Origin of the sequence: Streptomyces viridifaciens (assembly GCF_001888885.2) — a bacterium.
Classification (GTDB): Bacteria; Actinomycetota; Actinomycetes; order Streptomycetales; family Streptomycetaceae; genus Kitasatospora; species Kitasatospora aureofaciens.
This window is the reverse complement of the sequence record NZ_CP090841.1, coordinates 656,293-669,604: the sequence shown is the minus strand read 5'-3', so window position 1 is coordinate 669,604 and position 13,312 is coordinate 656,293. Positions and strand designations below refer to the sequence as shown.

Annotated in this window: 13 protein-coding genes; 8 read left to right on the top strand and 5 right to left on the bottom strand. The window is 74.4% G+C overall.

Translation table 11 applies throughout. The features are described from left to right. Positions 1-188: 188 nt before the first annotated feature. The 3 genes from ftsH (at position 189) to BOQ63_RS10380 (ending at position 4,204) form a co-directional block, all read left to right on the top strand. Complete coding sequence (ftsH, locus tag BOQ63_RS10390; RefSeq protein ID WP_150475798.1) at positions 189-2,330, top strand: ATP-dependent zinc metalloprotease FtsH; 2,142 nt, start codon at positions 189-191, stop codon at positions 2,328-2,330. Positions 2,331-2,423: 93 nt separating this feature from the next. Next, positions 2,424-3,263 carry an NAD(+) synthase gene (nadE, locus tag BOQ63_RS10385; protein ID WP_150475797.1) on the top strand — a complete coding sequence of 280 codons (840 nt, stop codon included), beginning with the start codon at positions 2,424-2,426 and terminating at the stop codon, positions 3,261-3,263. Beyond that, positions 3,260-4,204 carry an ADP-ribosylglycohydrolase family protein gene (locus BOQ63_RS10380; protein WP_072654121.1) on the top strand — a complete coding sequence of 315 codons (945 nt, stop codon included), beginning with the start codon at positions 3,260-3,262 and terminating at the stop codon, positions 4,202-4,204. Before nadE ends, BOQ63_RS10380 begins: the two co-directional genes overlap by 4 nt. Before the next feature lie 21 nt (positions 4,205-4,225). On the opposite strand, the gene BOQ63_RS10375 is transcribed toward BOQ63_RS10380, so the two are convergent. Next, positions 4,226-4,555 carry a hypothetical protein gene (locus BOQ63_RS10375; RefSeq protein WP_072654120.1) on the bottom strand — a complete coding sequence of 110 codons (330 nt, stop codon included), beginning with the start codon at positions 4,553-4,555 and terminating at the stop codon, positions 4,226-4,228. Between the two features lie 84 nt (positions 4,556-4,639). On the opposite strand from BOQ63_RS10375, the gene BOQ63_RS10370 reads away from it, so the two are divergent. From BOQ63_RS10370 to BOQ63_RS10360, 3 genes are all read left to right on the top strand, one after another. Then, positions 4,640-5,122: an SAM-dependent methyltransferase gene (locus tag BOQ63_RS10370; protein WP_030283300.1), complete on the top strand. Its 483-nt coding sequence runs from the start codon at positions 4,640-4,642 to the stop codon at positions 5,120-5,122. Beyond that, positions 5,119-5,886 (top strand): SDR family NAD(P)-dependent oxidoreductase, encoded by a 768-nt coding sequence (locus tag BOQ63_RS10365; protein WP_030283302.1) that lies wholly within the window; start codon positions 5,119-5,121, stop codon positions 5,884-5,886. The genes BOQ63_RS10370 and BOQ63_RS10365 overlap by 4 nt, the downstream gene beginning before the upstream one ends. Before the next feature lie 179 nt (positions 5,887-6,065). Then, positions 6,066-7,289 carry a glycosyltransferase gene (locus BOQ63_RS10360; protein ID WP_079183544.1) on the top strand — a complete coding sequence of 408 codons (1,224 nt, stop codon included), beginning with the start codon at positions 6,066-6,068 and terminating at the stop codon, positions 7,287-7,289. Positions 7,290-7,378: 89 nt separating this feature from the next. Here the strand turns inward: BOQ63_RS10360 and BOQ63_RS10355 are convergent, their stop codons facing one another. The 3 genes from BOQ63_RS10355 to BOQ63_RS10345 all read right to left on the bottom strand — a co-directional run bounded on the left by BOQ63_RS10355 (position 7,379) and on the right by BOQ63_RS10345 (position 10,958). Further along, positions 7,379-8,119, bottom strand: coding sequence for a hypothetical protein (locus tag BOQ63_RS10355; RefSeq protein WP_030553553.1), 741 nt, complete (start codon positions 8,117-8,119; stop codon positions 7,379-7,381). Positions 8,120-8,654: 535 nt separating this feature from the next. Next, positions 8,655-10,352 (bottom strand): DUF885 domain-containing protein, encoded by a 1,698-nt coding sequence (locus BOQ63_RS10350; RefSeq protein ID WP_046386084.1) that lies wholly within the window; start codon positions 10,350-10,352, stop codon positions 8,655-8,657. Between the two features lie 186 nt (positions 10,353-10,538). Continuing rightward, positions 10,539-10,958 (bottom strand): DUF5997 family protein, encoded by a 420-nt coding sequence (locus BOQ63_RS10345; RefSeq protein WP_030283316.1) that lies wholly within the window; start codon positions 10,956-10,958, stop codon positions 10,539-10,541. A 58-nt stretch (positions 10,959-11,016) separates the two neighbouring features. On the opposite strand from BOQ63_RS10345, the gene BOQ63_RS10340 reads away from it, so the two are divergent. Both BOQ63_RS10340 and BOQ63_RS10335 read left to right on the top strand, forming a co-directional pair. Further along, positions 11,017-11,847 carry a LysR family substrate-binding domain-containing protein gene (locus BOQ63_RS10340; protein ID WP_072654116.1) on the top strand — a complete coding sequence of 277 codons (831 nt, stop codon included), beginning with the start codon at positions 11,017-11,019 and terminating at the stop codon, positions 11,845-11,847. A 58-nt stretch (positions 11,848-11,905) separates the two neighbouring features. After that, positions 11,906-12,487 (top strand): DUF421 domain-containing protein, encoded by a 582-nt coding sequence (locus BOQ63_RS10335; protein WP_030283320.1) that lies wholly within the window; start codon positions 11,906-11,908, stop codon positions 12,485-12,487. 19 nt (positions 12,488-12,506) lie between these two features. Here BOQ63_RS10335 and BOQ63_RS10330 read toward each other — a convergent pair whose 3' ends face one another. Next, positions 12,507-13,226 carry a rhomboid-like protein gene (locus tag BOQ63_RS10330; protein WP_050366390.1) on the bottom strand — a complete coding sequence of 240 codons (720 nt, stop codon included), beginning with the start codon at positions 13,224-13,226 and terminating at the stop codon, positions 12,507-12,509. Positions 13,227-13,312 lie beyond the last annotated feature (86 nt).

Genomic DNA, 13,312 nt, shown 5'->3' with positions numbered 1-13,312 from the left:
CGGGGGGTGGTTCCCCGCTCTCGGGTAGCCACAGGATGCGGCGGGAGGCACGGTGAGGCTCGGGTCCCGGGGCCGTTCGCGTCCAGCCGGGACCTGCTCGACTCCCGTCCGGGACCGGAGGGGTCGACCATGGAGAGGAAGGCCCGGAGCAGGCCCCGGGCAGTGCAAGCGAGAGGCGGTGATCGTGGATGATCGTACGAACGCGTCTGCGTGCCCTCCGCCACCCCGCGACCCCGCCCGGCTCCGGTCCCGGCCGCGCCCCCGGAGGCTGGCCGCCCCCCGGCCCCGGCGGAGGCCCCGGCCCCGGCGGCACCCCGCCCAAGCCGCCCCCGTCTCCGTCCCCGCTGCGCCGCTGGCTGCTGCCCGTCGCGGTGCTGGTGACCCTGCTCCTCCTGGTCCTGTTCTCCAAGTCCCCCCCGACCGGCCCCCGCTACGGCTACACCGACTTCCTGAACCGGGTCGACACCGGCCAGGTGCAGACCGTGGACGTCACCGACACCGGCGGCGTCACCGGCACGCTCAAGGACGGCACCCACTTCACCAGCCAGATCCCGACCGCCCTGGACACCTCCCAGCTCAGCCGTGCGCTCTCCGACCAGCACGTGAACGTCACCGGCACCCGGAGCGGCGGCGGCAGCTCGATCTGGTCCACCCTGCTGCTGTTCCTGCCGCTACTGATCTTCGGCGGACTGTTCCTCTGGTCCGGAAGGATGGCCGCCCGCTCGCTCGGCGGCGGGCTGAGCGCGATCGGCCGCTCCCGGGCGAAGATCATCGAAGCCGAGCGGCCCGCCACCGGGTTCGCCGACGTGGCCGGGTACGAGGGGGTGAAGCAGGAGGTCAGCGAGGTGGTCGACTTCCTGCGCAGCCCCGAGCGCTACGCCGCCGCCGGGGCGAAGGGGCCGCGCGGGGTGATCATGGTCGGGCCGCCGGGCACCGGCAAGACGCTGCTCGCCCGGGCCGTCGCCGGCGAGGCCTCGGTGCCGTTCCTCTCCGTGACCGGCTCCGGCTTCGTCGAGATGTTCGTCGGCGTCGGCGCCTCCCGGGTCCGCGACCTCTTCGAGGAGGCCCGCAAACGAGCCCCGTCGATCATCTTCATCGACGAGATCGACGCCGTCGGCGGCCGCCGCGCGGGCGGGACCCGCATCGGCGGCAACGACGAGCGCGAGCAAACCCTCAACCAGCTGCTCTCCGAGATGGACGGCTTCGACCAGAGCACCGGCATCGTCGTCATCGCCGCCACCAACCGGCCGGACGCCCTCGACCCGGCGCTGCTGCGCCCCGGGCGCTTCGACCGGCAGGTCACCGTGCCGCTGCCCAACCAGGCCGAACGGGCGGCCATCCTCGCCGTCCACACCCGCGGCAAGACCATCGCCCCCGACGCCGACCTGGACCGGATCGCCCGCGGCACCCCCGGCTTCTCCGGCGCCGACCTCGCCAACCTGGTCAACGAGGCCGCCATCAACGCCGTGCGCGCCGAACGCGCCACCATCACCGCCGCCGACCTCGACGAGGCTCGCGACCGGGTGCTGCTCGGGCGCCGGGAGTCCTCCAACGCGCTGCTGCCCGAGGAGCGGCACGCCGTCGCCGTGCACGAGTCCGGGCACGCCCTGATGGCCGCGCTGTGCGAGCACGCCGACCCGGTCGCCAAGGTGACCATCCTCCCGGCCGGGGTCGCCCTCGGCGCCACCGAGCAACTCCCCGAGGCCGAACGGCACCTTTACAGCGAGAGCTACCTGACCGACCTGCTCACCGTCCAGCTCGGCGGACGGGCTGCCGAACTGGTCGTCTTCGGCGAGGGCTCGACCGGCGCCGCCAACGACCTCGCCAACGCCACCTCGGTCGCCACCCGGATGGTCCGCGAGTTCGGGCTCTCCCCGGACCTCGGACCGGTCGGCTACTCCAGCGGCTCCCCGCAGTACCTCGGCGACCACCCCGACGACCTGCTGCGCCGCCCCTACTCCGAGCAGACCCAGCGCGCGGTGGACGAGGCGGTGGCCGCCCTGCTGCGCGGCGCCGAGCGCCGGTCCGTCGGACTGCTGCACGAACACCGGCACCACCTGGACGAGTTGGCGGCGCTGCTGGTCGCCCAGGAGACCGTGGACGGGCGCGTCGTGCTCGACATCCTCGGGCACCCGGCACCGGAGGCGGGCCGGACCCTGGGCGCGGAGCCGCACGTCGGTCCGGGCGGGGGTCCGGGCGGGGGTCCGGGCGCCGCCCCGGAGGCGGAGCCGGGCGCCGCCCCGGAGGCGGAGCCGGGCGCCGCTCCGGACGTGGAGCCGCACGCCGCCCCGGAGGCGGAGGCGGAGCCGGACCCGGGCACGGCGGCCTGAGGCCTGCGGGCCCGGCCCCGGGGCCGGGCCCGCCGACGGCCCGGCCGCGGCCCGGGTGGATGATGTCGTGGTACCGACTTGAAGGAGCCGACCATGACCGAGACCCTGCCCGCGGACGTCCAGCGCGAGATCGCACTGGCCCTCGGGGTGGTGCCCGTCACCGACCCCGCGAAGGAGGCCGAGCGCCGGGTGGCCTTCCTCGCCGACCAGCTGCGGGCCTCCGGCGTGCGCACCCTGGTGCTGGGCATCAGCGGCGGGGTGGACTCCACCACCACCGGGCGGCTCTGCCAGCTCGCCGTCGAGCGGCTGCGCGCCGAGGGATACGGGGCGGCCTTCACGGCGATGCGGCTGCCGTACGGCGTCCAGGCGGACGAGGCGGACGCCCAGCGCGCGCTCGACTTCATCCGCGCCGACGAGGTGCTCACCGTCGACATCAAGCCCGCCACCGACGCCGCCTTCGACGCCCTGCTGACGGCCGGCGTCACCTTCCGCGACCACGCCCACGAGGACTTCGTGCGCGGCAACGTCAAGGCCCGCCAGCGGATGGTCGTCCAGTACGCGGCGGCGGGCGCCGCCGGGGGCCTGGTCGTCGGCACCGACCACGCCGCCGAGGCGGCCGTCGGCTTCTTCACCAAGTTCGGCGACGGCGCGGCCGACGTGATGCCGCTCTCCGGTCTGACGAAGCGTCAGGTCCGTGCGGTGGCCGCGCACCTGGGGGCTCCCGAGGAGCTGGTCGGCAAGGTCCCCACCGCGGACCTGGAGAACCTCGCCCCCGGCAAGCCGGACGAGGACGCGCTCGGCGTCGAGTACGACGCCCTCGACGACTTCCTGGAGGGCCGCGAGGTCGGCGAGCAGGTCTTCGACACCGTCGTCGGTCACTACCGCCGCACCGAGCACAAGCGCGGCCTGCCCATCACCCCGGGCCAGGCGTGACGGACCCGGCCGCCCAGACCGGCCGGGCCGGCCGCGCGGCCGGTGCCGTGCTCGGGGCCGCCGTGGGCGACGCCCTCGGTGCCCCCTACGAGTTCGGCCCGGCCGGCGGCCTCTCGGCCCGCTTCCCCGCGGGGAACGTCGAGTTGGTCGCCGGTGGCGGCTGGGAGATCGGTGAGGCCACCGACGACACCCAGATGGCCGTCCTGGTCGCCGAATCCCTCATCGAGCGGGGGGAGCTGGACCTCCCGGACATCTTCGGCCGGTTCCGCCGCTGGGCCGCCGCCGACCCCAAGGACATCGGGATCCAGACCGAGTCCGTCCTCACCAGCGGCCACCCCTGGGATCTCGCCGCGGCCATCCACTTCAACGGCACCCTGCACGCCGCCGGAAACGGCTCGCTGATGCGCGCCGCGACCTCCGCCGTCGCCTTCGCCCACGCTGGACGGCGGGCGACCATGGACGCCGCCCGCCGGATCGCCGCGCTCACCCACGGCGACCGGGCCGCCTGGGAGGGCACGGCGATCTTCCACGAACTCGTCCGCCTCGCGCTCGACGGCGCCGACCCGCTCGCCGAACTCCCTGCTGTCCTGGCCGCCGTACACCCCGACCACCGCGAGCGCTACGCCGTCGTCCTCGCCCCCGACTGGCACCCCGGCCGTGCCACCGAGGCCAACGGTGCCGTCTGGCCCTGCCTCGGCTCGGCCGTCTGGGCCCTGCGCACCACCGACGGCTTCGAGCAGGCCCTGTGCGCCGCCGTCGATCTCGGCGGAGACACCGACACCGTCGCCGCCGTCACCGGCGGCCTGGCCGGCGCCCGGTACGGACTGGCGGCCGTCCCGCGGCGCTGGACGGAGCCGCTGCACGTGCCCCTGCCGGGGTTCGGCGGCCGGGTCCTGCGGGCGGCCGAACTGGGGTGGATCGCTGAGCAGTTGGCGGCCTGAGCGGCGCCACCGCGGGCAGCCTCAGCGGCTCGCAAGCACGAGGAGCAGTCCCAGCGGCAGCAGCAGGTGTGAGCCCAGCGCGCTGAGCATCGCGCAGCGCCGGCGCCGGTGCGGCGTGGACCACTGGCCGGCGATCGCGACGCCGAGCAGGGCGGCGAAGAGGCCGGCTCCGATCAGGATGCCGGTCTGCTTCGCCGCCGCCCGGTGCTCGGAGGCGGTCTGCTCGCCCGCCCAGCGCCAGATCCGGGTCAACAGGAGGACGTCTAGCGCGACCGTCAGGACACCGAACACCGCGGCGCCGACCGTGTCGCCGTGCTCCGTGCCCAGGCCCTGGATCTCCCTGTCCGTCACCGCCTCGCCGCCCCCCTTGATCGTCCGCGCGTTCGGATCGCTACCGTACCGAGTGAACGGTTCGACGTCGAAGGGGGAAACGGCATGGGCGAAGTGACGGTGCGTCCGGTGGCCCGGGTGGTCGGGGGGCGCGAGGAGGTGCGCGACGACGGCTGGGGGAGCGTCGCGGCGGTCATCCGGGTGGACGGCACCCGGTTCACCGAGGAGGCGCTGTACGGGCTGGCGGAGTTCTCGCACCTGGAGGTGGTGTACCACTTCGACCGCGTCCCGGAGGGGAAGGTCGAGAGCGGCGCCCGGCATCCGCGCGGCAACACCGACTGGCCGCTGGTGGGCATCTTCGCCCAGCGCGGCAAGAACCGCCCCAACCGGATCGGCGTCTCGCGCTGCGCGCTGGTGCGGGTGGACGGGCTGGACCTGCACGTCACCGGGCTGGACGCGGTGGCGGGCACGCCGGTGCTCGACATCAAGCCGTACCTGGCCGAGTTCGGGCCGCGCGGTGAGGTCCGCCAGCCCGCGTGGTCGACCGAGCTGATGCGCACCTACTACGAGGGCGGGGCCGAGCGGTGACGAGGGAGCGGCTCGCGGTGGTGTCCGGCGGGGGTACCGGGATCGGGCGGGCGATCGCCGCGCGGCTGGCCGGGGACGGGTACCGGGTGGCGGTCCTCGGGCGTCGGGCGGCGGTGTTGGAGGAGGCCCGGGCACGGATCGAGCGGGATGCCGGACCGGGCGCGGTCGTGCCGGTGGCCGGGGACCTGACCGATCCGGCGGTGGTCGAGCAGGTGGCCGCCCGGGTCGGTGAACTCGGGCCGGTGGACGTGCTGGTGAACAATGCGGGTGCCATCATCACCCCGCCCGAGGACGCCGGCCTGGCCGCGCTGGCCGCCTCCTGGCGGCGGGACCTGGACACCAACCTGCTCACCGCCGTGCTGCTGACCACCGCGCTCCAGGGCGCGCTGCGCCGCCCCGGCGGCCGGCTGGTGGTGATCAGCTCGGCGGCCGCCCAGCGCGGTGGTGCCGGGCCGCACTCGGCGGGTTCGTACGCGGCCGCGAAGGCGGCCCTGCACGGCTGGGCGTTCGGCCTGGCGCGGCAGTTGGGGCCGGACGGGATCACGGTGAACGTGCTGGCGCCCGGCTACGTGGTGGACACCGAGATCTTCGGGGCCGACTGGAACGAGGAGTTCCATGCCCGGAAGGTCGCCGACACCCTGGTCGGCCGGGCCGGCACCCCCGCTGACGTGGCCGAGGCGGTGGCCTACGTCGCCTCCCCGGCGGCCGGCTACCTCACCGGGCAGGTGATCGGTCTGAACGGCGGTGCGGTACTGGGCAGATGAGCTGTTCATCGGTCGTCCACCGCTTCTGCCTACGGTGAGTTCCAGCAACGAGCAGAACGCACCGGGCCCGAACACAGGAGGTTCCGCTGTCCAGGATCATCACCACCGCCCTGCCCGCGCACGGCCACGCCAGCCCGCTGCTGGCGATCTCCGCCGACCTCGCCGCGCGCGGCCACGAGGTGGTCTTCCTCGGCGGTTCGCGCTTCGCGGTCGCCGCCGAGCGGGCGGGGGTGCGCTTCGCCGCACTGCCCGCCGAGGCGGACTGGGACGACCGCGACCTCGACGCGTCCTTCCCGGGTCGGGCGGACCTGCCGCCCGGTCCGTCGCGGATCGCCTTCGACGTGCAGCACGTCTTCCTCGACCCGATCCCGTACCAGCACCGGGCCCTGCTCGGGCTGTTGGAGGAGTTCGGGGCCGACGTGGTGATCGCCGACGCCTTCGTCCAGGGCGCGCTGCCGCTGGCCCTGAGCCGGCCGCGGGCGGAGCGCCCGGCACTGATCGGGGTCGGGATCAGCCCGTCGATGCTGCCGAGCGTGGACACCGCGCCGTTCGGGCCGGGCGTGCCGCCACTGCCCGGCGAGGAGGGCCGGGCCCGGATGCGGGAGCTGCGCGAGGAGGCGGACCGGCGCGGCGAGCCGTTGCAGCGGTACGCGGAGAAGGTGTTCGCGGAGCTGGGTGTCCGGCTGCCGGAGGGGCCGCGCGGGCGGGTCCAGGTGGCGGTGCCGGACGTGTTCCTGCAGCTGACCGTGCCGGGCTTCGAGTACCCGCGCAGCGACGCGCCCGCCTCGTACCGGCTGATCGGCGCGCTGCCGGGGAACGTCGGCGAGGACCGGCCGCTGCCCGACTGGTGGGACGAGGTCACGGACGGCGGACGGCCGGTCGTGGTGGTGACCCAGGGGACGCTGGCCAATGACGACCTCGGCGAGCTGGTGGCGCCGACGGTCAGCGCCCTGGCCGACCGGGACGTGCTGGTGGTGGCCACCACCGCCCGTCCGGACGGGCCGCGGGCGCTGGCCGAGTTGCTCGGCGGCAGCCTGCCGGGCAACGTCCGCGCCGCCGGGTACGTGCCGTTCGACCGGCTGCTGCCGTACGCCGACGTGCTGGTGAGCAACGGCGGTTACGGCGGGGTGCAGACCGCGCTGCGGTACGGGGTGCCGCTGGTGGTGGCCGGGGCGAGCGAGGACAAGCCGGAGGTGGCGGCCCGGGTGCAGTGGGCCGGCGTGGGGCTGGACCTGCGCACCGGCCGCCCGGCGCCGGAGGCGGTCGGCCGGGCGGTCGAGCAGGTGCTGGCCGAGGGCCGGTTCCGCGAGCGGGCCCGCGCGCTGGGCGCGGAGTTCGCGGAGTACCGGCCGTTCGACACCATCGCCGAGCTGGTCGAAACGCTGGGGCGCAGCGACGGCTGACCGGACGCGGCCACGGCTGACCGCGCGCAGCGGGGCCTGACCGGGAGCGGCACGAGCTGAAACGATTCGCCGGAGGCCGGCGGGGAGTGTCAGTCCCCGTCGGCGTCCGCCTCCGCGGTGGGCGCGGCGGTGGCGCCCTTGCTGATGCCGAGCTTCACCTCGGCCGTCGTCCAGTCGGTGGCGATCGCCTGCTGGACGGCGGTCAGGGTGACCTGCCCCTTGCAGATCGCGGTGTGCAGGTGGGTCTCCACCGAGTCCTTGGGGTTGTTCGGCCCCTTGCCCGGCACGTGGCCGGGGGAGGGCGGCTGGATCCACAGGTTGCGCGGGTCGTTGGGGTCGCCGCCGAGCTGCAGACTGATCAGGTGGTCGTACTCGGCGTCGCCCATCGGACCCGTGTAGCCGTAGGACTTGGCGTTCTCGGCCTTCTCCTTGCCGGTGATGTTCGCCGGCGGGCGGATGGTCGAGGTGTAGCCGCCCGGCTTGCAGATGGTGTCGTTGATGTTGCCCTGGTTGACGGCCGGGCTGATCGCGCCCGGGGTGCAGTTGGGGTCGGGCAGCGGCTGCTTGTCCGCCGTGTAGTGGTAGTGGCAGCTGCCCGCCGCGGGCTGCGGCTGGGCGTCGTAGGAGCTCTTCGGGCCGGGCCCGGTCACGATCTTGGCCGGTGCGGGCTGGGCGGCGTCGCCGGCGGCCGCCGGAGCGGAGCCGTGGGCGCCGTCCTTGGAGTGCGAGCCGTCCTTGGCGGTGTGGCCGCCGCCGGACGAGCAGCCTGCGGCTGCGGCGAGCAGGACGGCCGCGGCTATGGCGATGGCGCCTCGGGCGGGAGCCGGCACGGAGTTCCTCCAGGTCGTTGCGGTGGTACGGGCGGGCCGCCGGCGAGGGTGCCGGAGGCCGCGTCAGCGGACACTACCGTGTCGACAGGGCCGAACGGGTGACGCGACGTCCGGCGCGGGAGGTCTGTCGCGGGCGCGCGGAATCGTTTCCGCACTGTTGACACCCCGGCTGACGCTCAGGTTGACGCCCCGGCAGGTCTGCCACCGCCCCGCCCGGCGGCGTTCGACGGCCGGTTCCCGATCTGCCCGAACCGTGAAGGGGTCGTGTTCGGACAGGGTTCGAACAATTCGCCCCCGGCGCTCGCGACCGTGCCGTAGCGTGACCTCGTCGCGGCGAAGTCGCGGTACGAACCCGGGGAGACCGTCACCGACTTCGGTCTGCCGTCCGTCACCGACGCCTTCCTCGGCCAGGACGGGCACACCCTGTACCTGACCTCGGGCATGGGCGTCGACTCGGTGCTGAAGACCGTCCGGTTCTGAGCCCGCCGGTGCCGGTGGGGCCCGGCCCCACCGGCACCGCCGCCCGCCGCCGGGTCTACCGCGCCGCGATCCAGTCCGTGATCAGGTCGTCCAGCACGTCCAGCGGCAGGCTGCCGTGCCCGATCACCTCGTGGTGGAACTCCCGGACGTCGAAGCGCCCGCCGAGCGCGGCCTGCGCCCGCTCGCGGTGCCGGACGATCTCCCGACGGCCGATCAGGTAGGCGGTGGCCTGGCCCGGCCAGGCGATGTAGCGGTCGATCTCGTTGCGGACGTTGGACTCCTGGGTCGCGGTGTTCTCCCGCATGTAGGCCATCGCCCGCTCCCGGGACCATCCGTAGTGGTGCATCCCGGTGTCCACCACCAGGCGTACCGCCCGCAGCGCGTCCATCGAGAGCATGCCGAAGCGGGACAGCTCCGAGCCGTACAGGCCCATCTCGTCCGCCAGCCGCTCGGTGTACAGGCCCCAGCCCTCGACGTGCGCGGTCAGTGCGGCGGTCGCCCGCTGCCGGAACCGCGGCAGGTGGTGCAGGGTCTGGGCGACCGCGAGCTGGAAGTGGTGACCCGGCACGCTCTCGTGGAAGGCGATCGCCTCGTACTCGTAGGTGAACCGGCTCTCCGGGTTCAGCGTGTTGATCCAGTGGGTGCCGGGCAGTCCGCCCGGGCCCGGAGGCTGGTAGTAGGCCAGCGGCGCGGTCTCCGCCTCCAGCGGATCGATCTCCCTGGTCACGCAGTCGGCGATCGGGTACGGGCGGAACCAGTCGGCCGAGGCGCTCCGCGCGCGGTCCAGGGCGCCGTCCACCAGCGCGACGATCTCGGCCGCGCTGCCGAAGCGCAGCGACCGGTCCTCGCGCAGCGCGGTCAGTACGGCGTCGGTGCCGCTGATGCCGAGCACCTTGGCGCCCAGCTCGGCGAAGTCCTCGCGCAGCGCCGCCACCGTCTCCAGGCCGATCCGGTGCACCTCCTCCGGGGCGAGCCCGGGCCGGGTGAAGCGGCCGACGGCGTCCGCGTAGCCCTCGGCGCCGCCCGGCACGTGGCAGACCCCGGCCTCGGCGTCCGGCCGGGCGGTCGGCGCCAGCCGCTGGGCCAGCCCGGCGCGGTAGCGGGCCACCGCCGGCCGGACGCCCTCGCGCACGATCGCCCGGGCCCGCTCGTACTCCGGGCGGCCCCGGAGCGGGCGCAGCAGCTGGTCGGCGGTCGGGTCGGCGGCCAGGTAGCCGTCCAGCTGGGTGACGGCGGCGTCCACTCCGCTGCGCAGCGGCAGCCGGCCCTCGGCGGCGGCGTCCAGGCTGCGCTGCAGGACGGCGTCGAAGTAGCCGGGCAGGCCGGCCAGCCGCTCCAGGTACGCGCCGGCGCCCTCCTGGTCGACGGCGGTCATGGCGAAGGTGGCGAAGACCGTGTTGTGCGGGGCGACGATGGACGCGGAGACGCTGAAGTCATCCAGTCCGTGGGTGATCCAGCCGCTGTTGTTCTCGATCAGCCGGGCGAGCACCCGGTGGGTGAGGCGGTCCTCGCCGGCCAGTCCGTCCAGTGGGATCGCCGCCAGGCGCGCACGGAAGGCCCGGAGCACCTCGCGGTGGCGCAGCGCGGCCGCGCGGGACGGGTCGGGTACCTCGTGGGCGTAGCCCTCGATGCCGCCGAGGGTCGCCCCGAAGGGGTCGTGGGCGTTCTCGGCCGCGAAGAACTCCTCGGCGAGGGCGGCGAGTTCGTCCTGAGCGGTGGGCGCGGTCGGGCTGTCGCCCGGCTGGTCGGTCATTGGGCGATTATTCGGAGTCGGCGGCGGTGCGGTCAATACGCTACGGGGGAGGGAAGTTCCCTCCGCCCGATGTGAACGCACCGCCGCCGAACCGGAATTCGGGATCCCGGGCGCCGAACCGGCTCGGAACAGGCGCCGTACAGGCTCGAAAAAGGCCCGCCCCTTCCTCCGAACGCCGTGGGAGGCTCAGTGGCCCCGGGACTCCTTGGCGGCCTTCTCGGCGGCCTCCTTCTCGTGCTTCGCCTTGATCCGGGCCTCCTCCTTGCGGACGTCGACCTGGTTGGCGCGCTCGTGCTGGAGCCACAGCGGGTTCTCGGCCTTGATCGCGTCGATCTCGGCGGTGGTGAGCGCCTCGGTCACGCCGCCGCGGGCCAGGCCCGAGATGGAGATGCCGAGCTTGGCGGCGACCACCGGGCGCGGGTGCGGGCCGTTCTTGCGCAGCTCCTGGAGCCACTGCGGCGGCTCGGCCTGCAGCGCGTTGAGCTCCTCGCGGGAGACCACGCCCTCCTGGAAGTCGGTCGGCGCAGCGGCGAGGTAGATCCCCAGCTTCTTGGCCGCCGTGGCCGGCTTCATGGTCTGGCTGGTCTTCTGCTTGAGCGATGTCATGGTGACAAGGGTAAGGGAGTGCGCGAGCGCTTCCCGTCACGGTCGGTAGCCTTGCCCTGTGACAGACATGCAGGTGAACCCGTCCTTCCGGCTCGCGTACGTCCCGGGCGTGACCCCCGGCAAATGGGCCCGGGTCTGGATCGAGCGGCTCCCGGACGTCCCGCTCGACCTGGTCGCGGTGCCCTCCACCGAGGGCGAGCGGACGGTTCGCGAGGGCGAGGTGGACGCCGGACTGGTCAGGCTGCCGGTCGACAAGGACGTGCTCAGCGCGATCCCGCTGTACACCGAGACCACCGTGGTGGTCTTCCCCAAGGACCACTGGCTCGCCGCCGCCGAGGAGGTCGCCCTCGGCGACCTCGCCGAGGAGGTGGTCTTCCACCCGCTGGACGACACCCTCGGCTTCACCGCGGAGACCCTCCCCGGGCGCCCGGCGATCGCCCGCCCGGACACCACGGCGGACGCGGTCGAGCTGGTGGCGGCCAACGTCGGCGTGCTGCTGGTCCCGCAGTCGCTGGCCCGGCTGCACCATCGGCGGGACCTCACCTACCGGCCGGTCGCGGAGGGGCCGCAGTCGCAGGTGGCGCTGTCCTGGCCGCAGGAGCGGACCACGGACCTGGTGGAGGAGTTCATCGGGATCGTCCGGGGGCGCACGGTGAACAGCTCGCGCGGCCGCGGGGCCGGGCAGGCGGCCGAGGCTCCGTCGAAGGAGCAGCCCGGGAAGGCGGCGGCGCCGCGCAAGCCCCAGCAGCAGAAGGCCGGCGGGCAGAAGGCGGCCGGGCAGAGGACCGGCGGGCAGAAGGCGGGTGGCCAGAAGCCCGGTCCGCAGAAGGGCCGAGGTGGCGGCCCGGCCGCGGCGGCCCGGCGGGGCAAGCCGAAGCGGCGCTCGTAGCGGCACCGGAGAGTAGCGTCGGCCCCGTTCCGGAAGTCGTGGTGGGAGGAGCGGGGCCGTGTGGCATGACCTGCTGGTCGTCCAGATTCCGATCGTGGAGAAGATCCTCCGGACGGTTGCCGTCTACGCACTGATCCTGGTGCTGTTCCGGCTCGCCGGGAAGCGGGGGCTGGCGGGGCTGAACACCTTCGACATGGTGGTCGTGTTCCTGCTCTCCAACGTGGTGCAGAACGCGATCATCGGCAACGACAACAGCCTGGTCGGAGGCGCGATCGGCGCGGTCACCCTGGTGGTGGTGAACTCCCTCGTGACCCGCTGGCTGGCCCGCGACCCGCGCGCCGCCCGCGTCCTGGAGGGCGAACCCACCACGGTCGTCCGCGACGGCAAGCTGGTGCCCGGCGCGCTGCGCGAGCTGGCGCTGCGCCCGTCCGAGCTGGAGCACGCCGTCCGGCTGCAGAACGGCGACAACCTGAGCGACGTCGCCCGGGCCCGGCTGGAGCCGGACGGCCAGCTCCTGGTCACCCTCAAGGCGGCCGGGCAGAGCGCCACCAAGGGCGACGTCGACGAGCTGCGGGAGCGTCTGGCGGCGATCGAGCACCTGCTGACCACCCTCGCCGCCGACCGCCGCCCGCCGCACTGACGGGCGGCCCCGGCGGCTCTCACCCGCCGCTGCTCGCGGTGGCAAGGGCGGTGGTGCGGCGGTGGTGGGCGGCGGTGGTGGCGGCGAGGGTGAAGCCGAGGGCGGCGGCGAGGAGGTGGCCGACGGTGGTGAACTCGGGGATGGGGCCGGGCCATTCGTGGTCGCCGGCGAGTGGCCAGGCGAGGACGAAGGCGGCCCAGGGCAGGCGGACCCAGCGGGGGAGGGCGAGGACCGCGAAGGCGAGGGAGGCCTGGGCGCCGTAGCTGATGCCGTAGTCGGAGGCCTCCCGCACGTCGGCCGGGTACCAGCCCTGGTGCAGGGCGAGGAGGATCACCAGGGCGGTGATCAGGGTGGCGCCGACGTGCCCGGCGAGGAACACCGCGGCGGCGCGCGGTGTGCCGTAGCGGCGCTCCGCCCAGGCGAGGCCGACGACGATGCCGAGGCCGAGGGTGATCAGGGTGCCGCCGAAGCCGGTGGAGGCGATGTCGGTGAGGGTGCCGTCGTACAGCAGGGCGCTGCCGATCAGGGCGCGGACCGGGTGGTCGTGCAGGTTGTCCAGGTTGGTGCTGATGTAGCCGCGCAGGTCGTCGGCCTGCTGACCGGAGAGTCCGTACTCGACCCAGGCGTGTCCGAGCAGCAGCAGGACGACGTAGACGAGCGTCAGCGGTGAGCGCCGCGGGTACGTGCGGAGGGCGCGCGGCAGCCCGGTGAGGAGCCCCGACGGGCGTCGAACGTTCATGTGCTGATGGTGTCCCGGTCGAGCGGAGGGTCGGGTCGGCCCGGATGCGACCGCCCGTCCCGGGACAGTACCGAACCCCGGCGGAC